This window comes from Flavobacterium sp. (assembly GCF_027482425.1).
Taxonomy (GTDB): domain Bacteria; phylum Bacteroidota; class Bacteroidia; order Flavobacteriales; family Flavobacteriaceae; genus Flavobacterium.
Map to the genome: position 1 here is coordinate 35,436 of NZ_JAIXWA010000059.1, position 24,963 is coordinate 60,398.

Genomic DNA, 24,963 nt, shown 5'->3' on the forward strand with positions numbered 1-24,963 from the left:
CTTGCTGAATTATACAATTATGGCTGAATCACTCATCAACATCACCGAAATCAAACGCGATTTCCAATTAGGAAGTGAAACCATCAATGTGCTCAAAGGAATTGACCTCCAAATAAATAAAGGAGAATATGTCGCCTTGATGGGACCGTCGGGTTCGGGAAAATCGACCTTGATGAATATTTTGGGCTGTTTGGACACTCCTACTTCGGGCGCCTATATCCTTAACGGGAAAGATGTTTCGCAAATGCACGACGACGATTTGGCCGAAGTGCGCAATAAAGAAATCGGATTTGTCTTTCAAACATTCAACCTTTTACCGCGAACCACCGCGCTTGATAATGTCGCGTTGCCAATGGTCTACGCCGGGTACAATAAAACCGACCGCCATGCGCGTGCCAAAGAAGTTTTGACGCAAGTGGGACTCGCCGATCGTATGGACCACCAGCCCAACCAACTCTCGGGGGGACAACGCCAAAGGGTAGCCGTAGCACGTGCTTTAGTCAACAAACCCTCCATTATTTTGGCCGATGAACCCACAGGAAACTTGGATAGTAAAACCTCTGAAGAAATCATGAAATTGTTTGATGATATTCATGCCCTTGGGAATACCGTCATTTTGGTTACCCATGAAGAAGACATTGCACAATATGCGCACCGGATTATCCGTTTAAGAGACGGCATCATCGAAAGTGATACTCCCAACCGATAAGTTGGGTTTTTTTATACCTTTACGCATCAAATTTACATCCATGAAAAAATCAATGTTGTTTTTATTCTTTGTTGTCACCTCGGTTTTTACAACCCAAGCACAACAAACCGATCACCAATGGAAAGAAGCTGAAGCTGCTGGCTACCGCTACAAGTACGTGACCAACGACCCCATGAAAGCCCGGTTTTACACCTTAAAAAATGGGTTAACGGTGATTTTGAGTCCAACCCCCAAAGACCCACGCATTCAAGCGTATGTCGCGGTGAAAGCCGGGAGCAAAACCGACCCAGCGACCAACACTGGATTGGCGCACTATCTAGAACATATGCTGTTTAAAGGAACCGACAAATACGGCAGTTTGGATTGGGCAAAAGAAAAAGTGGAACTGGACAAAATTGATGCCCTATACGAACAATACAATACCACGAAAGACGAAGCCCAACGCAAAATCATTTACCGAAAAATCGACTCGATTTCAGGCGTTGCTAGTACCTATGCCATTGCCAATGAATACGATAAAATGATGACGGCCATGGGCGCTCAAGGAACCAATGCATTCACTTCCTTTGAACAAACCGTTTATACCGACGATGTGCCTGCCAGTGCCATCGACAAATACCTCACCGTGCAAGCCGAACGTTTTCGCAATCCGATTTTGCGCATTTTCCATACCGAATTGGAAGCCGTTTATGAAGAAAAAAACCGTTCCCTCGACAACGATGGCCGCAAAGTGTTTGAAACCTTGTTCGCCGCATTATTTCAAAAACACAATTACGGATTGCAAACCACCATTGGCACCGTAGAACACTTGAAAAATCCGTCGTTGGTTGAAATTCGCAAGTACTTTAACACGTACTATGTCCCCAACAATATGGGAATTATCCTTTCGGGCGATTTTAATCCCGATACAGTAATTGCTACCATCGACCGCATGTTTGGCTATATGCAATCGAAACCGATAAAAAAATACACCTTCGTTTCAGAAGATCCTATAGTAGCCCCGATTCAAAAAGAAATCGTTGGTCCCGATGCCGAGAGTTTGACGATCGGTTTCCGCTTGCCTGGTAATAAAGATAAAGATGCTTTGTTGGCCGATTTGGTGGGCCAAGTGTTGACCAATGGCCGTGCGGGATTATTGGACTTGAATTTGGTAAAAAAGCAAAAATTGTTGCGCGCCAATGCGTTTACCTATGCATTAATCGATCATGGCGTTTTATACTTCTCGGCTTCCCCTACCAATGGCCAATCGCTTGAAGAAGTGAAAGCCTTGGTGTTGGGTGAAATTGAAAACTTGAAAAAAGGAAATTTTGATGAAGAATTGATTGTTTCCATCATCAACAATATAAAGAAGGGTAAAATCAATGAATCTGAAAGTTATGGCGACCGCGCGAGTGCCTTAATGGATGCCTTCACGTCGGAATTGGATTGGAAGGATCAAGTAGCCTATGTAAACAATCTTTCGAAAATCAAGAAAGCCGACCTTATTGCTTTTGCCAACAAATACTTAGGCAACAATTATGTTTGCATTTTCAAACGTAAAGGCGATGCGCCCCAATCGGTAAAAATTGAAAAACCTCAAATCACTCCCGTCGCTACCAACCCCGACAAGCAATCGGCATTTGTAAAAATGGTAAACGACATGCCAGCAACGCCAGCGACCCCCGTATTCATGAATTTTGACAAAGACATTCAAAAAGCCAAACTAGGCAATGCCGAAGTGCTGTATGTCCCCAACAAAGACAATTCATTGTTCCGTTTACGCTACCGTTACAACATCGGGACACTCAATGATAATACCTTGGGACTTGCTGCGCAATACGTTCAATTCCTAGGAACCAACACCCAAACCGCTGAACAAATCACCAAAGCGTTTTATAAAATCGCCTGTAGTTTTAACGTTTCCACGGGTGAAAATTACACTACCGTTACCATCGAAGGCTTACAAGAAAATTTTGAAGCGGCAGTCAAATTGTATGAAGAGGTGATGGCCAACATGCAGCCCAACGAAACTGCATTGCAAGCGATGAAAGCCCGAATTGCCAAGTCGCGTAAAGACACAAAAGCCAATAAAGGCGCCATTCTACAAGCCTTAACAAGCTATGCCACGTACGGTGCCAACAACAAATTCAACAATACCTATAGCAATGCAACGCTTGAAGCGCTTACGGCACAGCAACTGATTGACAAAATCAAGAATGTAACCCAATGCGCGCAAACCATTTTATATTACGGGCCACAACCATTGACCGCTTTGACCGTATCACTCAAAAAATTACATCCTGTGCCGGCAACAACCCTAACGCCTTCACCAGCGAAAACCTTTGTGCGAACCGAACAAAACAGCAACCAAGTCTTGTTTACCGATTACGATATGGTGCAAGCGGAAACCCGTTGGATACGCAATTTGGAACGCTTTGATCCCAACCAAAAAACCATTATTGCTGCGTTCAACAACTACTTTGGTGGCGGTATGAGTTCGCTCGTATTCCAAACGATTCGTGAAAGTAAAGCCCTTGCGTACAGCACGTATGGCTATTGTGTCGAACCGCAAAAAGCGGAGGATCACTACCAAATGTTGGCCTACGTGGGCAGTCAAGCCGATAAATTTGAAGAAGCCGTAGTGGCCATGAATGCGTTGCTAACAACGATGCCCGAATTGAGCGACAATTTGGAATTGGCGAAAACGCAAATCAAAAAAGACATTCAAACCGAGCGCATTACCCAAGATGGTATTTTATACACCTATTTGAATGCCAAAGAATTGGGCGTATCCCAAGACCTGCGCCAACAAGTCTACAACCAAGTGGATCAAATCACCATGAAGGACATCAAAGCCTATCACGATGCTCATTTAGCCCATAAACCTTATACGTATGTGATTCTAGGATCGGAAAAACGCTTGAGTCCCGAAACCCTTTCCAAACTTGGACAATTCAAAAAACTGAGCTTGGAAGAACTTTTTGGGTATTAATCGTTCCCAACATAATTTATAGAGAGCAGTCTAAAAAGGCTGCTTTCTGCGTTATTATCCAAACGGTTTTTCTATTTTTGACCTCCAAGAGCATCCCTTATGAAAGTATATACTAAAACCGGTGACGCCGGAACCACTTCCCTCTTTGGCGGCGATCGCGTGCCCAAACACCACATTCGCATCGAGAGCTATGGCACCGTAGATGAACTCAATAGCTATATCGGTTTGTTGCGCGACCAAGCCATCAATCCGTTATACCAAGCCATTTTGATTGAAGTGCAAGACCGTTTGTTTACCGTAGGCGCAATTTTGGCCACACCTCCCGAAAAAACGGTATTGAAAAATGGCGAAAAACGTCTGCAAAATCTTGGAATCACCGAAATGGATGTCGCCTATTTGGAAACCGAAATGGATAAAATGGATGCCGAACTGCCACCGATGACCCACTTTGTTTTGCCCGGAGGCCATCCTACCGTGTCATATTGTCATATTGCCCGCTGTGTATGCCGAAGAGCCGAGCGTTTGGCGGTACATTTGAATGACATCGAACCCACGGAACCGCTAGTCATTACTTACCTGAACCGACTTTCTGACTTCCTTTTCGTCTTGGCACGGAAGTTGACCCAAGACTTAAACGCTACGGAAACCCCTTGGATTCCTAGGAAATAAACTTTTGAGTTGCCATTTTCGCAGAAAAAATGAGCGATTTCTCGAAAGTAAAAACGTTCTTAACTTTAAACTTAAAATAAATCAATTTTTACTTGACTTTCTCAGTTAAAAATTTATTTTTGCAGTAATTTAAAATCGGAAGAAGATGTATTGGACATTAGAATTAGCATCGTATTTAAGTGATGCACCGTGGCCTGCTACTAAAGATGAATTAATCGATTTTGCCATCAGAACCGGAGCTCCTTTGGAAGTGGTTGAAAACCTTCAATCCATTGAAGATGAGGGAGAAATCTACGAGTCGATGGAAGAAATTTGGCCAGATTATCCCACAGACGAAGATTATCTGTGGAATGAGGACGAATACTAAAAAATAAACCTATCACAACTGAAAAAAAAGTCTCTTTTGGGGCTTTTTTTTTATGTAAATTTGCACACCCTGTTAGGGCTAATATTAAACTGAATTTCCCATGAGTATCATCAATAGTATACTTAAAATTTTTGTCGGCGACAAGTCCGAAAAGGACATCAAAGCTATCCAACCGCTGGTCAATAAAATCAAAGCCTTAGAAGGGTCGCTGACCGGATTGAGTCACGATGAATTGCGGGCGAAAACCACCGAATTCAAAGCAAAAATCAAAGCGTCTCGCGCCAAATTTGATGCCGATATCGTACGCCTTAAAGCCGAATCGGAAGCGACACAAGATATCGATGCCCGCGAAGAATTGTACAACCAAATCGACGCCCTCGAAAAAGAAGCCTACGAAGCCTCTGAAAAAACACTCTACGAAATTCTACCCGAAGCTTTTGCCGTGGTGAAAGAAACGGCTAAACGCTTCAAAGAAAATACGTCTTTACGGGTGACAGCAACAGCATTAGACCGTGAATTGGCCGCTACCAAAGGATACATTGCCCTCGAAGGCGACGAAGCCGTTTGGGCCAACTCGTGGAATGCCGCTGGGAAAGAAATTACCTGGGACATGATCCACTACGATGTTCAGTTGATTGGGGGTATCGTTTTGCACCAAGGAAAAATTTCGGAAATGCAAACGGGAGAAGGAAAAACCTTAGTGGCTACCCTGCCGCTTTACCTCAATGCCCTCACAGGAAACGGTGTACACTTGGTGACCGTCAACGATTATTTGGCCAAACGCGACAGCACTTGGAAAGCCCCGTTGTTTGAATTCCACGGCTTGACGGTGGATTGTATCGACAACCATTCGCCCAATACCGCCGCACGCCGTAAAGCCTACGAAGCCGATATTACCTATGGTACCAACAACGAATTTGGTTTCGACTACCTCCGCGACAACATGGCGCACTCGCCCGACGACTTGGTACAACGCAAACACAATTATGCGATTGTCGATGAGGTCGACTCAGTATTGATTGATGATGCCCGTACGCCTTTGATCATCTCGGGACCCGTACCCGATGGCGACCGTCATGAGTTTACGGAATTGAAACCCAAAATTGAAAATTTATACAATTTGCAACGGCAGTTGGCCAACGGTTTCCTCGCCGAAGCCAAACGCTTAATCAAAGAAGGCAATACCAAAGACGGAGGCTTCCAATTGTTGCGCGCTTACCGTTCGTTACCCAAAAACAAAGCCTTAATCAAGTTTTTGAGTGAAGAAGGGGTAAAACAACTGTTGCAAAAAACCGAAAATCAATACATGCAAGACAACAACCGCGACATGCATAAAGTGGATGAAGCTTTGTATTTTGTAATTGATGAAAAAAATAACCAGGTAGAATTGACCGACAACGGGATCAAATATCTTTCGCAAGATACCGCTGACGACTTTTTCGTGTTGCCCGATATCGGAACTGAAATTGCCGCTATCGAGAAGATGAACTTGGACAAAGACCAAGAAGCCGAAGCCCGCGAACGTTTGTTCCAAGATTTTGGGGTGAAAAGCGAACGAATCCATACCCTAACGCAATTGCTCAAAGCGTACACCTTGTTTGAAAAAGACGTGGAATACGTAATCATGGACAACAAGATTTTGATCGTCGACGAGCAAACGGGGCGTATCATGGACGGCCGTCGTTATTCCGATGGGTTACACCAAGCCATCGAAGCCAAAGAAAATGTAACCATTGAAGCGGCTACCCAAACCTTTGCGACCATCACGCTGCAAAACTATTTCCGTATGTACAATAAGTTGGCGGGGATGACGGGTACAGCCGTGACGGAAGCGGGTGAATTCTGGGAAATCTACAAATTAGACGTAGTTGAAATTCCGACCAACCGTGGTATTTCTCGTGCCGACAAAGACGATTTAATTTACCGTTCGGTTCGTGAAAAATACAATGCGATTATCGAAGATGTGGTGCAAATCTCCCAAGCGGGTCGCCCCGTATTGATTGGTACGACTTCGGTAGAAATCTCGGAATTGTTGAGTCGTATGTTGAAAATTCGCAACATTCCGCACAATGTTTTGAACGCGAAATTGCATAAAAAAGAAGCCGATATCGTCGCTGAAGCCGGTAAGGCAGGCGTGGTAACCATTGCCACCAACATGGCCGGTCGTGGTACCGACATCAAACTTACCCCTGAAGTGAAAGCGGCAGGTGGTTTGGCGATCATTGGTACCGAACGTCATGACTCGCGACGTGTGGACCGTCAGTTGCGCGGTCGTTCAGGTCGTCAAGGGGATCCCGGAAGTTCGCAGTTTTATGTTTCCCTAGAAGATAACTTAATGCGTTTGTTCGGATCGGATCGTGTGGCCAAAATCATGGACCGCATGGGCTTGAAAGAGGGCGAAGTGATTCAGCACTCGATGATGACCAAATCGATCGAACGCGCCCAGAAAAAAGTGGAAGAAAACAACTTCGGCGTACGTAAACGTTTGTTGGAATACGACGACGTAATGAACGCCCAACGGGAAGTGGTGTACAAACGTCGTCGCCATGCCTTACACGGAGAGCGTTTGAAACTCGATATCGTCAACATGTTGTATGACACCTGCGAAAACATTGTGGGCGAAAACAAAGCCGTCAACGATTTCAAAAACTTTGAGTTTGAAGTTATCCGCTATTTCTCAATCACTTCCCCAATTACGGCGAGTGAGTTTGAAAAAGGCAACCCCATGGAAATCACCGGACGTTTGTACAAAGCGGCCTACCAATACTACAACGAGAAATGCGAACGCTCGGCACGGGAAGCATTTCCGATTATCGCCAACGTGTATGAAAATCCCGGAAACCAGTTTGAACGCATCATCGTGCCGTTTACCGATGGCATCAAATCGTTGAATGTGGTAACCGACTTGAAGAAAGCCTATGACACACAAGGCGCACAATTGATTGCTGATTTTGAGAAAAATATCACCCTTGCCATTGTAGACGAGGCGTGGAAAAAGCATTTGCGCAAAATGGACGAGTTGAAAACCTCGGTGCAGTTGGCCGTTCACGAGCAAAAAGATCCGTTGTTGATTTACAAACTCGAAGCCTACAACTTGTTCAAAAACATGTTGAATGCCGTAAATAAAGAAGTGATTTCGTTCTTGTTTAAAGGCGATTTGCCCCAACAACAAGCGGCCCAAAACATTCACGAGGCACGAGAAGAAAGTCGCCCACGGGAACAGTATACGGAATCCCGCAATGAAAACGAAGTGGCAGAATCCAACCAAGCGGCACAAGAAATGCCCCAGCGCACGGAAACCATCGTGCGGGAAACGCCCAAAATCAATCGCAACGATACCGTAACGATTAAACATATTTTGAGTGGCAAAACCGAATCGATGAAGTACAAAAAAGCCGAATCGATGTTGGCCACGGGCGAATGGGTTTTGGTTCAAGAATAAAACCCAACCGCTGCTAAAAAACCTCCCTGAGTCGTATGATTCGGGGATTTTTTTTGGAAAAAACGCACCGCAGCTCCTCCCCGATTTGCTATATTTGTGACACAAAAAACCGCACCTATGCAACATCTTATTGACCGCTTTATCAGCTACGTCACCATCGATACCGAGTCGGATGCCAACTCCCCGACCACACCCAGTACCGCCAAACAATGGAATTTGGCTAACCTACTGGTGCAAGAATTACAAACCATCGGACTCACCGAAGTCACCATCGACGAAAAAGGCTATGTGATGGGAACGCTTCCCTCCAACGTAGATCACGAGGTGCCCACCATTGGGTTTGTGTCGCATTACGATACTTCGCCCGACTTTACCGGAAAAGGGGTTACCCCGCAAATTGTGCACAATTACGACGGCGGCGATATCGTATTAAATGCTGAAAAGAATATTGTGCTTTCGCCTTCTTATTTTGAGGATTTGTTGTTGTACAAAGGGCAAACCTTGATTACCACCAACGGACTCACCTTGTTGGGCGCCGACGACAAAGCGGGGTTAACCGAAATCGTCTCGGCCATGGAATACTTAGTGCAACACCCCGAAATCAAACACGGGAAAATTCGCGTAGGCTTTACCCCCGACGAGGAGATTGGCCGTGGGGCGGACTTTTTTGATGTAGACCAATTTGGCGCACAATGGGCGTATACCATGGACGGAAGTCAGTTGGGCGAATTGGAATACGAGAACTTCAATGCGGCAGGGGCGAAAATCACGTTCAAAGGCAAAAGTGTACACCCGGGCTATGCCAAGGGCAAGATGATCAACTCGATGTTGATTGCCAACGATTTTATCAACGCCTTACCGAAAAACGAAATCCCGCAGGAGACCGAAGGCTATGAAGGCTTTTTCCATGTGACGGGCTTGACAGGCAGTTTGGAGGAAACCCATTTGGAATTGATTATCCGCGACCATGACCGGGCGAAGTTTGAAGCCCGCAAGGAATTGGTCCTTCAAATTGCTGCCGACATTAACGCCCGTTTTGCGGCACAGTTTGGCGAGGACATTTGTATTGCCGTGGTGAAAGACCAGTACTACAACATGCGGGAGAAAGTCGAGCCGATGTACTTTATTGTGGACTTGGCCGAGCAGGCGATGCGCAAATTGGGCATTGAACCCTTGATTAAACCCATTCGTGGCGGTACCGACGGATCGCGTTTGTCGTACATGGGGCTACCCTGCCCCAACATTTTCGCGGGCGGCCACAACTTTCATGGCAAATACGAATACGTACCCGTAGAAAGCATGCAAAAAGCAGTAGACGTGATTGTCAAGATTGCGGAGTTGACCGCTACTACAAAATTTAAGTAAGAACATTTCTACAAATAAGCAACGCGGCGCCCCACAGCGCCGCTTTTTTATCCCCATGCCGTACCGCAGCTCCCAGTGGAACCCCTTGTATTTCAAGCTCTTAGGTAAAACACCCCCAACGCCGCGGAAAAATACCTCAAAAAACAGTTGAAACCCTGAAGTTAGGTAATGAAGTATTTTTTATTTTGGGGGGATAAGTAGTACTTTAAAGTACTTAGCTAGACGTTGTGTGCTATTTTAAAAAGAACGTTCAAAGATTAAACCGTTCAATAAAAATAACATCTAACCAAGTATACTATCTAAATAAATTAAATATGATTAGAACATTTTTATTTTTTGTCGTGATTTTTACTCTTGGTTGTAACAAGGATGACGACAATCCAAATTCTTCAAATCCTAATGTTATTCCTTACCAAGAAGGTTTGACAACAAATTACATAACCGTGAACAATATAACACGGAAATATTTAGTTTATAGACCAACAGGAATGACAACTGTAAATGCTGTTGTAACAGTTTTGCACGGTGGTGGTGGACTTGGTATTGGAGTTTCAGAAATAGGTGCTCACCCTCTTTCCGTTTTTCGGACAATTGCAGACAATGAAAAGTTTTTAGTAATTTATCCAGAAGGTTTACTCGACATTCAAGGAAATCCTGGGTGGAATGATTGTAGAAGTGATGATCAATCAGGAAGTCAAGGTGACGATATTACCTTTTTGAAACAATTAAATTCAAAATTAATTTCAGAATTAAATATTAATTCAAACAAAATGTTCTTGACAGGGACAAGTAATGGTGCTTTAATGACTTATTCTTATGCTTTTCAATTTCCTGAAACTATTAAAGCGATAGCCGTTTCAAGTGGGAATTTACCTGAGTTTCCTGAAAGTGGACTTTGTACAAATGGTTCTAATCTGCCGTTGCCAATCTTGATAACTCACGGAACAGGCGACCCTGCAATGCCTGCAAATGGTGGTTGTGTTGCAGATATTGGTGGCAATTGTAATCGTGGAAAAGTAATATCTCAAACTGCAACCTTAAATTATTGGCTAGAAAGAAACGGTTTACAAAATATTAATCCAACCATATCAACCTTTAATGTGAACACAATAGATGCAGGAAACGTAGAAAAAAGAATTTATGATGGTGCAAAACCTTTGGTATATTTTGTTCTTAATAACGCAGGACACGCTGTACCAAGTAAGACAGTTTACACCAATTCTTCACCGGCAAGTGGAGTACAAAATAGAGATATAGAATATGCGGAGGAAGTTTGGATTTTTTTCAAAGGTCTTCAATAAAAATAGCACACAACAGCAGTTTGGCAAAATGGCGGGTTCAGTGGTTAATTTAACATTCTACCCCCCGCTCTGCGAAGTCTCCTGACTTCGTTGCCCGATCGCGGATTTACTTCGTCTGTTCGGCAAAAGCCTCGGGTGCAATTCGTGCCCTCCCAAAAATTTACTTCACCACAGCACGGAGCGTAAACGTCTCCACCCTTTTCGCTCAACCATATAGAGAAAAGAAGAAAGAAGCAAAAGGAAAGATTAGCTTTGGGAATCAAGGTATCTAATTGCTAGCCCCTCAGCCCCCAATGTGGGAGAATTACTATTTCAAATTAAATAATGACTGATGACTTACGACTAATTCACCGCTCCCTCCTTAGCGCTGGGTCATAAAAAATCCCGAGAGCCTCGGGATTTGTAAGTTATGCTTTTTTGTTTAGGGCGGCGCTTAATTCCAATGAGATGGCGGTGCGTTCCATTTTTAACTTTCCAGCCATGGTTTCGATCACTACGGTGGTCTCGGCCAATTCGGCTACTTTGCCATGGATGCCGCTTTTGGTAACAATGCGGTCGCCTACTTTTAAGGCAGTTTCAAATTCTTTTTCTTTTTTCAAACGGTTTTGCTGCGGACGGATCATGAAGAAATAAATCACGACAAACATCAGCAAAATGGGTAACATCGAAGTTAATTGTTCCATACAGTTAAATTTTAAAGGTTACAACAAGCCACGGCCCGATTTGTTTAAACGGCCTTGGGTTTGGTAGGTTTTGACTAAACTATCGAGAATCCCGTTGATAAACAGGCTACTCTTGGGGGTTGAATATTCTTTGGCCAATTCAAGGTACTCGTTGATGGTCACCTTGACGGGAATGGAAGGAAATTTCAAAAATTCGCAGATGGCCATTTTCAACATAATCGTATCCAACTCTGCAATGCGCTCCATGTCCCAATTGGGCGTTTTGTCTTCAAACTCTTTTTGCAATTCCTTTTCATTGAGCAAGGTCTTGCGCAACAAATCGACCGCAAAATCGGCATCTTCCATATCCTTGAATACGCGCGGCACCTGAAACGCATCGGCTTCAAAATGACGCAATTGTTTTTGAATCAACGTATTGACCACCGGAATATCATCCACCCAGGTGAGTTTGAAATCCTCCAAATAGGCATACAACTTTTCGTTGGGCGCAATAAGCGCACTGAATACGTCGACCACAAAAAAGCGTTCCTCTTCAAAAGTCACACGGGGTTTGGCCATATACTTTTGGTACAAGGCGCTCGCTTTAATGTCTTGCAACAAATAAACAATGGTATCGTCGTTGTGCTGCCAATTCAAAATGCGATGGTACTCTAAGGCTTGTGCTAGGGTAACATTATTTTCTAACGCCACCAAAATGGGGTTGTCGATAAATCGAGTGTTGGGATTTCGTTCTTCGGGCGTCGCTAAGTGTTTGTTTTTGGCAACTTCCAGGTATTGTGCTTCTTTTTTACGAAGTTCGATCAAGGCCGACAATAGAATCAGGTACAAGTCCAAAATATTGTCCAAACTGGCCTTCAAGAATTTCTCTTGTTTGGCTAAATCATCGCTCCCACTTTGATGCATGGCATAAATGGTCTGCATTACTTTGATGCGAATATGTCTTCGGTTGAGCACGGAATAAGAACTTTTTAGAATAAACAAAGCGAAAGAAATGCTCTTTCGTTTTGCAAAAATAGTACTATTTTTTGGAAACGTCTTTTATTTTGCGTTTTCTTTTCGGCGTTGTTCGATGCGGTTTTCGGCAATCGCCATGGCCGCTTTTTGAGGCGTGAGGTTGTGTTTTACCGCATAATCAAATATTTCCAAAGTGGTGTTGTAAATGTTTTCGGTGCGACGTAAGGCTTCCTCTTTGCCATAGTGCGCGATTTCACCGTATACATTGATAATTCCTCCCGCATTAATCAAAAAGTCGGGCGCATACACGATGCCGCGTTCTTGCAAAATCAGTCCGTGAACATTTTCGTTGGCCAATTGGTTGTTGGCCGCTCCCGCGATGACTTTGGCTTTGATTTTATATACTGTATCGTCATTGATGGTCGCTCCCAACGCACAAGGCGCATAGATATCAACGTCGGCACTGTACATATCGTCGCCCGTAAAGATTTGGGCACCGTATTTTTTATGTACTTCTTCCAAACGTTGTTCGCTCAAATCAACCATTTGTACTAAAGCGCCTTCGTTGCATAAATGACTCACTAAGGTTTCCCCGACGTGTCCGATGCCTTGCACCAATATTTTTTTACCGGCTAAGCTATCCGAACCAAATTGGTATTTGGCCGCCGCTTTCATTCCCATGTACACTCCAAAAGCGGTTACGGGCGAAGGATTTCCTGATCCGCCGCGCGCTTCTGAGATTCCGGTGACATACGGCGTCACGTCGCGCACGGTATCCATATCGGCAGTGACCATACCTACGTCTTCAGCGGTGATGTATTTTCCAGAAAGTGAATGCACAAATTCACCGAACTTTTGCATCAACTCCGGATTCTTATCGGTTTTGGCATCTCCAATGATCACGGCTTTCCCTCCACCGAGGTCTAACCCTGAGATTGCGGACTTGTACGTCATCCCGCGAGAAAGACGTAATACATCGTTGAGGGCTTCCCACTCGTTGTTGTATTTCCACATACGAGTACCGCCAAGAGCCGGACCCAAAACGGTGTTGTGTATCCCGATTATTGCTTTTAAACCTGTATCTTTGTCGTGACAAAACACAATTTGTTCATGATTGTCAAATGAAAGTTGACCGAAAACGGGGTCCATTTTCTGCAACTCCTGAGGCGTGGTGATTTCTGCAGTCATAAGTACGAATTTGCGTTGCGACTTTGTCAATAAGTCGAGGCAAATTTAACGTTTTATTCAAGAAAACTCACTCTGTTATGGTTTAATTAGCATATTGTTAATAAAATTCATTTATACTGATTTTTTTTAAAATTATATATATTTTATTTTTTTAACAGTAATAAAAATAAAAATAAAGACATCGTCCCGAAACAATGAAAGAACTTCGTTATTTGAATAAATATTTTATAAAATACAAATACCACTTTTTGGCCGGTATTTGTATTACGATTGTCGCCCAAATTTTCTTTTCCTACACGCCGAAATTAATTAGCGCTTCCTTTAAAATCATTGAGAATTACCCCGAAAATGGTTTATCAGCTTCGGCGGTGCGGGAACAATTGGTCACCAATATCTTGCTCGTCATTGGCACGGCGCTGATTGCGGGTTTTCTTACGTTTTTAATGCGACAAACCTTGATTGTGATGTCGCGCCATGTGGAATTTGACCTAAAAAATGAGGTGTTCCAGCACTATGAAGTTTTAGACCAAGGTTTTTACAAACGCAATCGTACCGGGGATTTGATGAGTCGTATCAGCGAAGATGTGGCAAAAGTGCGCATGTACGTGGGACCCGCCGTAATGTATACCATTAACACACTGATTCGTTTTGGTGTGGTGATTATCTATATGTACCATGTTTCGCCCAAACTGACCTTATACACTCTACTCCCTTTGCCCATTCTTTCTTTCATCATTTTTAAACTCAGTGTAGAAATCAACAAACGAAGTACCCGTTTTCAGGAAAATCTTTCCAATCTTTCGAGCTTTAACCAAGAAGTGTTTTCGGGCATTCGGGTGATTAAAGCCTATGCTTTGGAAGGTAAAACCCAAAAAGAAATGGCCGCATTGGCTGAAGATAGTAAAACCAAAAGTTTGCGCTTGGCAGGCGTGAATTCGCTCTTCGGACCCTTGATGATCACTTTGATTGGCATTAGTAATTTGGTGGTGATTTTCTTTGGCGGGATGATGTACATCCAAGGCGATCCCGACATCAAAGAAATTGGGGTAATTGCAGAGTTTATTTTATACGTCAACATGCTCACGTGGCCCGTGGCTTCTATCGGATGGGTCTCCTCTTTGGTACAAGAAGCCGAAGCCTCGCAAAAACGAATCAATGAATTTTTACAGTCGGAGCCAGAAATTCGCAACACCCAACCCGAGCCGACGCCAATTGAAGGAAAAATTGTCTTCGAAAACGTGAGTTTCACTTATCCTGACACCCAAATCCAAGCCTTAAAAGACGTTTCGTTTACGCTAGAACAAGGCAAGACGTTGGCGATTTTGGGGAAAACGGGTTCTGGGAAATCGACCTTACTTGCATTACTCACGCGCTTATACGATACTACGGCGGGTAGGATTCGCGTTGATAATCGATTGATTCAGGAATTGAACTTGTACTCGTTACGCGACAGCATTGGGATTGTGCCGCAGGATGCCTTTTTATTCTCGGATACCATCGCCAACAACATTCGCTTTGGCAAAGAAGATGCGTCGATGAGTGAAATTCAACAAGCCGCGCAACACGCCGAAGTGCACGACAATATTATACAATTCAACCAAGGCTATGAAACGGTCTTGGGCGAACGTGGGATTACGCTGTCGGGAGGTCAAAAACAACGCGTTTCGATTGCGCGGGCGTTGATAAAGAATCCGAAACTCCTGTTACTCGACGATTGTCTTTCGGCGGTGGATACGGAAACAGAGGAACGAATTTTGAATCATTTGGCTACCTATACCAAGAGCAAAACGACGGTGATTGTGAGTCATCGGGTCTCTTCGGCCAAAAATGCGGATTACATCTTGATTTTGGAGGAAGGACGTATCATCGAACAAGGTACTCATAATCAATTACTAACCTTAAACGGACACTATAAAGCCCTTTACGACAAACAACTTTCTGAAAAAGAAGTCGAATAATACTTGCATATTTTCTATTTTTTTTTGATTTTCGTGAAGAGAAAACTTGTAAATGACAGCGCATATTATGAGAGAAAATGACATGTTGGAAAAAGACGAAATATTTTCCAAAGTATTAAGAGCCGGTAGAAGAACGTATTTCTTTGATGTTCGATCAACCAAAGCAGACGACTATTACATTACCATTACGGAAAGTAAAAAGTTTACGGAGGAAGACGGTTCCTTCCACTTTAAAAAGCATAAAATTTACCTCTATAAGGAGGATTTTGCAGCGTTCCATGACATTTTGGAAGAGATGACCAATTTCATTTTAAAATCCAAAGGCGAAGAAGTAATTTCTGAGCGTCACCAAAAAGACTTCAAGAAAGAATATTACGCGGAGGACCAAGAAGAAACTACGGGAGATAAAAAATATACCGATATCGATTTTGATGATATCTAAAAAAGAAAACCGAGAGGGAAAATCCTCTCGGTTTTTTTATTCTGCGCCTGAAGTCAGGTAATTGTAAATTTTCATCCCTTGCTCGTCCGATAAGTGGGCTTTCTTTTGCATCCGGGCTACAATCGGTTTCCATGCCTCAGCGTTGTAGCTGTTGGGTTTGTACAATTGGTGGCATTGTCCGCAACTGCCTTCATACAAATTTTTCCCTTCAGCCAATTCGGGAGTCAATTCTTTTTTTACCACCGTTACTTCGGGGGCAACGGTTGGTTTGGGTGTGGAACTGCACGCATACAGCAGCGCCAATCCAAGGGCACTAAGCCAAATTTTTGTTTTCATCATACTCTACATTATACCCTAAAACTACAAAAAAAGCGGCTATAAAACCGCTTTTCCCTTTTTTATTTTACATCCATCAATTCCACATCAAAGACTAAGGTAGCATCGGGAGGAATCACCCCTCCAGCACCTGCTGCACCATACCCTAAATAGGACGGAATGACAAAACGAGCCTTATCGCCTACATGAAGCAAAGCAATCCCTTCGTCCCATCCTTCGATTACATACCCTTTTCCGAGCGGAAACTCAATAGGTTTTTTGCGTCCGTAGGAACTGTCGAATACTTTTCCATTGTCTAATGCTCCTGTATAATGTACCGAAACTGTACTTCCTTTTTCGGCTTTTTTACCGGTCCCTTTTTGAATGATTTGGTAACGTAATCCACTGTCCGTTTTTTGAAAACCGGCTGCTAATTTTTCTACCGCTTCTTCCGCTTGACGTTTAGCCTCGGCAAGACGCTTTTCACGCGATCCTTCAAACGTACGAAACGCCTCAATGGCATTCCATTGTTGCGCCTCGTCGCCTTGACGAATGATTTCGATACTATCGATTACATCGTTTTGTTGCACGGCATCGACTACCGATTGTCCTTCCACGACATGACCAAAAACCGTATGTTTGCCGTCTAACCAAGGAGTCGCCACATGCGTAATAAAAAACTGAGAGCCGTTGGTGCCTGGACCCGCATTGGCCATCGACAACACACCGGGACCGCTGTGTACTAAATCGGGATGAAACTCATCATCAAATTGGTAGCCTGGACCGCCAGAACCAATGCCTTGCGGACAACCTCCTTGAATCATAAAATCGGGAATGACGCGGTGAAATTTAAATCCGTCGTAATAGGGTTTCCCCATGGGACGCGCCTCATTCTCTAGTTGTCCTTCTGCCAAACCTACAAAATTACCTACGGTACCGGGCGTTAATTCGTGTGTCAATTTTACTAAAATCGTACCGCGAGAGGTGTTGAATTTAGCATATATACCATTTTCCATTGTATAACTATTAAAAATAAAGCGGCAAAGGTAAACTTATTCTGCCAACTTTAAAAATACCCATTCCAATCCAATTGCTTTATTACCTTTGTCCAAAAAATGGCCCATGCGCATTGACATCATCACTGTAGTTCCTGAACTTCTTCGCAGTCCCTTTGAAGCTTCGATTATGAAACGCGCTATTGAAAAAGGATTGGTTGAAGTGCATTTTCATAACCTTCGGGATTATACCACCAATAAATATAAAAGTGTTGACGATTACCCTTATGGTGGTGGCGCGGGGATGGTGATGATGGTTGAACCCATCGATAAATGCATTACCCAATTAAAAAGCGAGCGCGACTACGACGAAATCATCTACATGACGCCCGATGGCGAAACCTTACACCAAGGGATGGCAAATGCGATGTCGTTGTATGAAAACATCATTATTCTTTGTGGACATTATAAAGGAGTAGACCAACGCGTACGTGACCATTTTATCACGAAAGAAATTTCAATTGGCGATTATGTACTTTCAGGCGGTGAACTTGGCGCCTTGGTTCTTGCTGACGCTTTGATTCGACTGATTCCGGGCGTATTGAGTGATGAAACTTCGGCATTGACGGATAGCTTTCAAGATAATTTGCTTTCCCCTCCTATTTATACCCGACCCGCCGACTACAAAGGGTGGAAAGTTCCCGACGTATTGTTGAGTGGTCATGCCGCCAAAATCGACCAATGGCGCGAAGAGAAAGCCTTTGAACACACCAAAAACCGTCGCCCCGACTTGCTTGATCGATAAGCTTTTACCTTTTTTTGATTGCAAAAAGGAGTGTGTGCAAAAAATTTAAAATTCATCATTCCTAATTTAAAATAATTAATTAGATTTGCACCCGCATTGGACCAACCTCTGACGAGAATCGTGAATGTTGCTCTGAGAAAACACTTAATGTTAGTTACAATGGCAGATTTATTAAAATTCGTACAAGACGAATTCGTAGCAAAAAAAGGCTTCCCTGAATTTGGAGCTGGTGATACGATCACGGTGTATTACGAAATTAAAGAAGGTGAAAAAACAAGAACCCAGTTTTTTAAAGGGGTCGTTATCCAACGTAAAGGCGCTGGTGTTACTGAAACATTCACCATCCGTAAAATGTCAGGTGCTGTTGGGGTAGAGCGTATCTTCCCATTGAACATGCCTGCTTTACAAAAAATCGAAGTGAATCAACGTGGTAAAGTACGTCGTGCACGTATCTTCTACTTCCGTGAATTGACTGGTAAAAAAGCAAAAATCAAAGAGAGACGTTATTAATCGTTTCCCGATGTACCATAAAAAAGTCCCGAATCTTATTTTCGGGACTTTTTTTTGAAAAAAAAACAAGCTTAAAATTTGTAATCTTATTTTTTGTAATCGTTTAATTAGCAATTTGATAATTCAATCGATTTCGAAGTCCAAACTTGCCCAATGTCGCTAGCATCTTTATATATTTGTGGGCTTTTGTTTATTTACACAAACTAATACTGATTATATGGCAAAAATTAAAGTGGCCCATCCTGTGGTTGAATTGGATGGCGACGAAATGACTCGCATTATTTGGAGTTTTATTAAAGAACAATTGATATTACCGTACTTGGATATTGATATTAAATATTTTGATTTAGGCATTGAACACCGCGATGCTACCAATGACCAAGTAACTATTGATGCCGCAGAAGCAATTAAAACCTACAATGTGGGTATTAAATGCGCCACCATAACTCCCGATGAAGCCCGTGTAGAGGAGTTCAAACTCAAAGAAATGTGGAAATCTCCCAACGGAACCATTCGTAATATTGTAGGAGGAACGGTATTTCGGGAGCCGATTATTATGAGAAATGTGCCGCGTTATGTACAAGGTTGGACCCAACCGATTGTCATTGGCCGTCACGCGTTTGGCGATCAATACAAAGCCACCGATAAAGTAATTAAAGGAAAAGGAAAGCTCACCATGTCCTTTACCGATGAAAACGGACAAACTACCTCTTGGGAAGTGTTCAATTTTAAAAGCGACGGGGTAGCCATGTGCATGTACAACACCGACGAATCGATTTACGGCTTTGCACATTCTTCATTTCAAATGGCGTTGACCAAAAAATGGCCGTTGTACCTTTCTACCAAAAACACCATCTTAAAAGCCTACGATGGTCGTTTCAAAGATATTTTCGAAGAAGTTTATCAGCAACATTACAAGAGTCAGTTTGAAGCCTTAGGCATCGTTTACGAACACCGCTTGATTGATGATATGGTGGCATCCGCGATGAAATGGAATGGAGGATTTGTTTGGGCTTGTAAAAACTACGATGGCGACGTGCAATCGGATACCGTAGCACAAGGATTTGGTTCGTTAGGATTGATGACTTCGGTGTTAGTGACACCCGATGGAAAAACCGTAGAAGCAGAAGCAGCTCACGGAACCGTTACCCGTCATTACCGTCAACACCAACAAGGGAGAAAAACTTCCACCAATCCGATAGCGTCTATCTTTGCATGGACACGAGGCTTGGAACACCGCGGAAAATTAGACGGCAATCAAGCCTTAATCGATTTTTGCCATGCCTTGGAGGCCGTGTGTATTGAAACGGTAGAAAGTGGAAAAATGACGAAAGACTTGGCCATGCTCGTTAAACCCAAAGGCCTAACCGAGGCTGACTACCTTACAACTGAAGATTTTTTACAAACCTTGAAAGAAAATCTCGACCGCAAATTGGCGTAAAGAAATTCCTAAACATAAAAAGACGGTTCTTAATGACCGTCTTTTTTTATTTCTGGGGTTCCGTTTTGGATTTATCCATTTTTTCAACATACTCCACTTGCAGTCGCGCTTTGTATCCAATCCCTAAATTCCAATACTTTTGGGAAAACAGCACGCCATTGGCATCTTTAAAATCGTATTGACCGGTATTGGGTGAAATTTGCCCGTAATTCAAGGCTTCAATTTCAATAATATTCATACCCGGATTGAGTTGCACACTAAATTGTTGCAAATCGTCACGCAACACAATTGAGGGATTAACCAAAACACCATTGAGCCATACCCGAATGTTATCGCCATCAATCAAACCGTAATCCCGCGTAGCTAAGTGAATCGTTTGGGTAAAAACAATTACCCGTCCCAAATCCATATCACGATTAAATAATTCGGGACTCACGCCCTCCTCCTTCAACTTATTATTGAATTGATCCGTATACAATTCAGCAGGATTGCGCACGGGATATTGTACATCGGGAGTATCCCCTACTTTGGGTAACTGGGGCAAACTTTGCATGATGATGTCATCGGAGGTTCGCGCTTTGGGAGCATCAAATTTAAAGGCAGGCAACACGGTAGGCGTTGTCGCAACCTCGGCTTTTTTTTGCGCTAATTTGTCTGGAACCGCTTTGATTTTGATTTTCTTACGACGCGACTCCAACTGAGACCACCCCGAGAAGGTGACCAGAAATAATAGGAGAATGATGCGGAATTTCATGTCGTAATTTTGGGTTAAAATTATTTGGATTTTGTTGGGCCACAGCGAGTTTAACCTTACATTAACACTCGTCACCTAACAACCTGTACTTTGAATCGTCAAATTTGCAAAAAAATTAACAAAGACCATGCCTAAACTTTTTAGATTCACCTTACTTTTTCTATGCTTCACCGCATTGGTATCTGCCCAAGAAAAGTTTACCCTCAGTGGAACCATCGCCGACCAAAAAAACAATGAAACCTTAATTGGAGTGAATCTTGCTGTAAAAGGGACCAAGTCATTTGCTGTGACTAATGAATATGGTTTTTTTTCCCTTACACTACCTCGTGGTGAGTATACGCTAGTCATTAGTTATATGGGATATGAAACCCAAAATGTCGCCATTAACCTCAATCAAGACCAAAAAATGGACATGAAATTGAAAGAGGAAGGGGAACTTTTGGAGGAGGTAGTCATTTCCACCCAAGAAACCAAAACCAACATACGAAAACCCGAAATAAGCGTCAATAAACTATCGGTCGCCACCATTAAAAAAATCCCAGTGGTACTTGGCGAAGTCGACATCATCAAATCGCTCCTTTTTTTGCCCGGGGTAACCAATGCGGGTGAGGGACAATCGGGCTTTAATGTGCGGGGGGGAGGCGCCGACCAAAACCTAATTTTATTGGATGAGGCAACAATTTACAACTCCTCGCACCTTTTTGGCTTTTTCTCGGTATTCAATCCCGATGCGATTAAAGACTTAAAATTATATAAAGGCGGAATCCCTGCGCGATTTGGAGGGAGAGCCGCCTCAGTGTTGGACATCTATCAAAAAGAAGGAAATAACAAAAACTTTCAAGTAAATGGCGGTATCGGTTTGATCTCCTCACGCCTTTTGGCCGAAGGACCGTTGAAAAAAGACAAAGGGTCCTTTCTTATTGGAGGGCGTGCTTCGTATGCGCATTTGTTTTTACAATTGGCCGACAATCCCAATTCAGCGTATTTCTATGATTTGAATACAAAACTCAATTACAAGTTCAATAAAAACAACACCCTTTACCTCTCGGGTTATTTTGGACGCGATGTCTTTGATATCAATCAGAGTTTTCAAAACACGTATGGCAACTCGACCTTAAATCTGCGTTGGAACCATTTGTATTCAGACAAACTGTTTTCCAATCTATCCCTTATTTATAGCGATTATTACTACGGTTTAAATTTGGATTTCGTAGGATTCAACTGGGAATCAGGCATCAAAAACTACCACATCAAATACGACTTTCGTCATTATGTCAATGATAAAATTAAGTTGTATTATGGCGTTAATGGAATTTACTACGATTTTAACCCTGGGACTATCGAACCCTCACGGGAGGACTCAGGCATTAACTTTAGGCAGTTGGAACGGAAATATGCTTTCGAACCCGCGGTTTACTTAAGTGCCGAACAAAAGATTAGCGATCGTTTGAATGTCGAATACGGCTTTCGCTACAGTTGGTTCTATCGCTTAGGGGCCTCTACCTTAAATCTATATGAAAACAACCAACCTGTCGTTTTTGATGAGGAGTTAAAAATCTACGAAAAAGCAACGCCTATTGGAACCGTCTCCTATGGTCGAAACGAAATCATGGCGGATTACAACAACCTGGAACCTCGTTTGGCCTTATCGTATGAACTGACGTCCAACGCTTCTTTAAAATTGGGATACAACCGCATGGTGCAATACCTTCAGTTGGTTTCCAACACTGCTTCGCCCACTCCGCTAGACGTTTGGACACCGAGCGATCGGTATATCAAACCCCAAATTGCCGATCAAATCGCCTTAGGGTATTTTACCAACCTCAAAAACGATGCGTATTCCTTAGAGGTGGAAACGTTCTACAAAACCGTTAAAAATCGTATGGACTACATTGACGGTGCCGACCTGATTGCCAACGAAGCGATCGAACAAGTGGTCCTCAATGGGGAAATGCGCTCCTACGGATTGGAAGTGCTGTTTCGTAAAAATTCAGGCGATTGGACCGGTTGGATTTCCTACACCTTATCCAAATCTATACAACGCACTCCGGGGCGTACACCCCTAGAGACAGGTATCAACAATGGCGAGTGGTATAGCTCAGGTTTTGACAAACGACACAATTTGGCGATTACTTCTTCCTATAAATATAATAAGAAATGGACGTTTGGGGCCAACTTTGTCCTACAATCGGGACAGCCCGTAACTTTCCCCAATGGACAATACGAATACCAAGGCATCACGGTTCCGAGTTTTGGATTGCGCAATGAAGCCAACTTGCCGCTTTACCACCACTTGGATGTTTCGGCCACCCTTACGCCCAAAAAGAAGGGGAAACGCTGGCAGGAAGAATGGGTGTTTAGCGTGTATAACCTCTACAGCCGTCGGAATGCTGCCAGTATCACCTTCCGGCAAAATCAAAATACAGGTTTGAACGAATCGCTGCGTTTATCCATTTTTGGTATTGTGCCATCCATCACCTATAACTTTAAATTTTAATCCCATGAAAAAATATATCGCCCTTTTGTTTGTTGCCTTTTTCGCGTGGAGTTGTGAAGACCCGATTACGTTGGACCTCGATACGGCTGCTCCTAAATTGGTCGTTGATGCAACTATTTTGTGGGAGAAAGGAACTCCTGGCAACGAACAGAAAATACGACTCTCCACCACCACCGGCTATTACGCTCCCGATGTTCCCACCGTTTCTGGCGCCACCGTAGTCATTACCAATAGCAGTAATACGGTGTTTCCTTTTGTGGAAGTGGTTCCCAACTCGGGCGAATACCTTTGCACCTCTTTCGTACCAGTGATTAATGAAGTGTATACACTTACGGTGATTTATAATGGAGAAACCTACCGGGCTGCTGCACCGCTATTGGCTACGCCCGAAATTGACTCGGTTTCGCAAACTACCGTTCAAGGATTCGGCGGCGAGGAGATTCAGGTCAAATTCTTCTACCAAGACAATGGCAATGAGGACAATTTTTACTTCGTTGGGGTTCAAAATGCACAATTGGCCATCCCCGAATTTGGGGTCATCTCGGATGATTTTTTTCAAGGAAATCAAATGTTTGGCTTCTACACTCAAGAAGATTTGGTGGCGGGCGTTCCCCTTCGTTTTCGTTTGCAGGGCATCACCGAGCGCTACTTCAATTACATGAATCAGTTGTTGAACATCGCTGGCAATCAAAACGGCAGTCCTTTTGCCACCCCACCAGCCACCCTTCGCGGGAATGTTGTCAATCAAACCAATGAAGCCAACTTTCCATTAGGCTATTTCCATTTATCGGAAGTCGATTACCGCGATTATATTGTTGAATAATGTGATATATAACGTATGAAATCGAAAACAGCAAGTCATTCGAAATATTCCCTATTTTTGACACCGCGATTTATAAATAAAAAACGGTCAACTCTAATTAAGGAAGTTCAAGAATCACTTATCACCCCCGACGTCTCGGGACTAATCACCAATCACCAATCACTAGTCACTAGTCACTAATCACTAATCACTAATCACTAATCACTAATCCCTAACCCATGTCCTCCCACCACATCGTTCGTGACGACCAAGAACCTGCGCTGATTATCGCTAATGGGGCTGCTTGTTCGTTGGGATTACTTCATCAGCTCTTAGAATGGCAACCGTTGGTGATTGTCTTGGATTCGGCCATGGAGCGCGTAGTGGAATTGGGAATAAAAGTCGATGTGCTGTTGGGTGACTTTGACCGGGACTTTGATCCGTATTTTTACAAAGAAAAGCACTATCCATTGGAAATTGTACCAGCGCCCGATCAAAATAAAACTGACTTAGAAAAGGCCTTTGATTATCTCATTCATCGGGGCCATAAAGCAGTAAATGTCGTCTGGGCCACTGGGCACCGAATGGATCACACCCTGCACAATGTGACCATCATGGCGGCCTACCGTGAAGCGTTAAAAATTGTCTTTTTTGATGATTTTTCCAAACTCCACCTTCTCCCCCGTCATTTTGAAAAATGGTATCCGAAAGACACTGTGCTCTCTCTCATTCCCATTGGTACGGTGCATGGAATCCATAGTCAAAACCTTTTTTATCCCTTACATGAGGATTCGC

Annotated in this window: 21 protein-coding genes; 15 read left to right on the top strand and 6 right to left on the bottom strand. The window is 43.3% G+C overall.

Annotated features, from left to right (window positions below):
• Positions 1-19 precede the first annotated feature (19 nt).
• The 7 genes from Q0037_RS08940 to Q0037_RS08970 all read left to right on the top strand — a co-directional run bounded on the left by Q0037_RS08940 (position 20) and on the right by Q0037_RS08970 (position 10,824).
• Positions 20-709, top strand: a complete 690-nt coding sequence (locus tag Q0037_RS08940) for an ABC transporter ATP-binding protein (RefSeq protein ID WP_297517305.1) — start codon at positions 20-22, stop codon at positions 707-709.
• 52 nt (positions 710-761) lie between these two features.
• Positions 762-3,680: a pitrilysin family protein gene (locus tag Q0037_RS08945; RefSeq protein WP_297517347.1), complete on the top strand. Its 2,919-nt coding sequence runs from the start codon at positions 762-764 to the stop codon at positions 3,678-3,680.
• Between the two features lie 99 nt (positions 3,681-3,779).
• Complete coding sequence (locus Q0037_RS08950; protein ID WP_297517307.1) at positions 3,780-4,349, top strand: cob(I)yrinic acid a,c-diamide adenosyltransferase; 570 nt, start codon at positions 3,780-3,782, stop codon at positions 4,347-4,349.
• Between the two features lie 145 nt (positions 4,350-4,494).
• On the top strand, positions 4,495-4,716 hold the full coding sequence (locus tag Q0037_RS08955) for a DUF2795 domain-containing protein (protein ID WP_073362738.1): 222 nt from the start codon (positions 4,495-4,497) through the stop codon (positions 4,714-4,716).
• A gap of 100 nt (positions 4,717-4,816) precedes the next feature.
• Positions 4,817-8,158, top strand: coding sequence for a preprotein translocase subunit SecA (gene secA, locus Q0037_RS08960; protein WP_297517309.1), 3,342 nt, complete (start codon positions 4,817-4,819; stop codon positions 8,156-8,158).
• A gap of 117 nt (positions 8,159-8,275) precedes the next feature.
• Positions 8,276-9,523, top strand: coding sequence for a peptidase T (gene pepT / locus Q0037_RS08965; protein ID WP_297517311.1), 1,248 nt, complete (start codon positions 8,276-8,278; stop codon positions 9,521-9,523).
• 314 nt (positions 9,524-9,837) lie between these two features.
• Positions 9,838-10,824: a hypothetical protein gene (locus Q0037_RS08970; RefSeq protein WP_297517313.1), complete on the top strand. Its 987-nt coding sequence runs from the start codon at positions 9,838-9,840 to the stop codon at positions 10,822-10,824.
• Positions 10,825-11,231: 407 nt separating this feature from the next.
• On the opposite strand, the gene yajC is transcribed toward Q0037_RS08970, so the two are convergent.
• The 3 genes from yajC to Q0037_RS08985 form a co-directional block, all read right to left on the bottom strand.
• Positions 11,232-11,507, bottom strand: a complete 276-nt coding sequence (gene yajC, locus Q0037_RS08975; protein WP_297517315.1) for a preprotein translocase subunit YajC — start codon at positions 11,505-11,507, stop codon at positions 11,232-11,234.
• Between the two features lie 18 nt (positions 11,508-11,525).
• The gene (nusB, locus tag Q0037_RS08980; protein WP_297517317.1) at positions 11,526-12,428 is read right to left on the bottom strand and encodes a transcription antitermination factor NusB; all 903 of its coding nucleotides are present in this window, start codon (positions 12,426-12,428) and stop codon (positions 11,526-11,528) included.
• Between the two features lie 117 nt (positions 12,429-12,545).
• On the bottom strand, positions 12,546-13,649 hold the full coding sequence (locus Q0037_RS08985) for a Glu/Leu/Phe/Val dehydrogenase dimerization domain-containing protein (RefSeq protein WP_297517319.1): 1,104 nt from the start codon (positions 13,647-13,649) through the stop codon (positions 12,546-12,548).
• A gap of 194 nt (positions 13,650-13,843) precedes the next feature.
• Here Q0037_RS08985 and Q0037_RS08990 point away from each other — a divergent pair, with 194 nt between their 5' ends.
• Positions 13,844-15,607, top strand: a complete 1,764-nt coding sequence (locus tag Q0037_RS08990; protein WP_297517321.1) for an ABC transporter ATP-binding protein — start codon at positions 13,844-13,846, stop codon at positions 15,605-15,607.
• A 67-nt stretch (positions 15,608-15,674) separates the two neighbouring features.
• Positions 15,675-16,049 (top strand): PUR family DNA/RNA-binding protein, encoded by a 375-nt coding sequence (locus tag Q0037_RS08995; protein WP_297517349.1) that lies wholly within the window; start codon positions 15,675-15,677, stop codon positions 16,047-16,049.
• A 36-nt stretch (positions 16,050-16,085) separates the two neighbouring features.
• Here the strand turns inward: Q0037_RS08995 and Q0037_RS09000 are convergent, their stop codons facing one another.
• Positions 16,086-16,388 (bottom strand): cytochrome c, encoded by a 303-nt coding sequence (locus tag Q0037_RS09000; RefSeq protein ID WP_297517323.1) that lies wholly within the window; start codon positions 16,386-16,388, stop codon positions 16,086-16,088.
• Positions 16,389-16,447: 59 nt separating this feature from the next.
• Positions 16,448-17,380, bottom strand: coding sequence for a peptidylprolyl isomerase (locus tag Q0037_RS09005; protein ID WP_297517325.1), 933 nt, complete (start codon positions 17,378-17,380; stop codon positions 16,448-16,450).
• 106 nt (positions 17,381-17,486) lie between these two features.
• Here Q0037_RS09005 and trmD point away from each other — a divergent pair, with 106 nt between their 5' ends.
• The 3 genes from trmD to Q0037_RS09020 all read left to right on the top strand — a co-directional run bounded on the left by trmD (position 17,487) and on the right by Q0037_RS09020 (position 20,115).
• Positions 17,487-18,164: a tRNA (guanosine(37)-N1)-methyltransferase TrmD gene (gene trmD / locus Q0037_RS09010; protein ID WP_297517328.1), complete on the top strand. Its 678-nt coding sequence runs from the start codon at positions 17,487-17,489 to the stop codon at positions 18,162-18,164.
• Positions 18,165-18,323: 159 nt separating this feature from the next.
• Entirely contained in the window at positions 18,324-18,674 is a 351-nt protein-coding gene (gene rplS / locus Q0037_RS09015) for a 50S ribosomal protein L19 (protein WP_073364894.1), read from the top strand.
• A 217-nt stretch (positions 18,675-18,891) separates the two neighbouring features.
• Positions 18,892-20,115, top strand: coding sequence for an NADP-dependent isocitrate dehydrogenase (locus Q0037_RS09020; protein WP_297517331.1), 1,224 nt, complete (start codon positions 18,892-18,894; stop codon positions 20,113-20,115).
• 46 nt (positions 20,116-20,161) lie between these two features.
• On the opposite strand, the gene Q0037_RS09025 is transcribed toward Q0037_RS09020, so the two are convergent.
• Complete coding sequence (locus Q0037_RS09025; protein WP_297517333.1) at positions 20,162-20,869, bottom strand: hypothetical protein; 708 nt, start codon at positions 20,867-20,869, stop codon at positions 20,162-20,164.
• A 127-nt stretch (positions 20,870-20,996) separates the two neighbouring features.
• Between Q0037_RS09025 and Q0037_RS09030 the strand changes: the two genes are divergently transcribed.
• The 3 genes from Q0037_RS09030 to Q0037_RS09040 all read left to right on the top strand — a co-directional run.
• Positions 20,997-23,366 carry a TonB-dependent receptor gene (locus Q0037_RS09030; RefSeq protein WP_297517335.1) on the top strand — a complete coding sequence of 790 codons (2,370 nt, stop codon included), beginning with the start codon at positions 20,997-20,999 and terminating at the stop codon, positions 23,364-23,366.
• A 4-nt stretch (positions 23,367-23,370) separates the two neighbouring features.
• Complete coding sequence (locus Q0037_RS09035) at positions 23,371-24,189, top strand: DUF4249 domain-containing protein (protein WP_297517339.1); 819 nt, start codon at positions 23,371-23,373, stop codon at positions 24,187-24,189.
• Between the two features lie 218 nt (positions 24,190-24,407).
• The coding region (locus Q0037_RS09040) for a thiamine diphosphokinase (RefSeq protein WP_297517342.1) at positions 24,408-24,963 on the top strand (556 nt) is incomplete at its 3' end.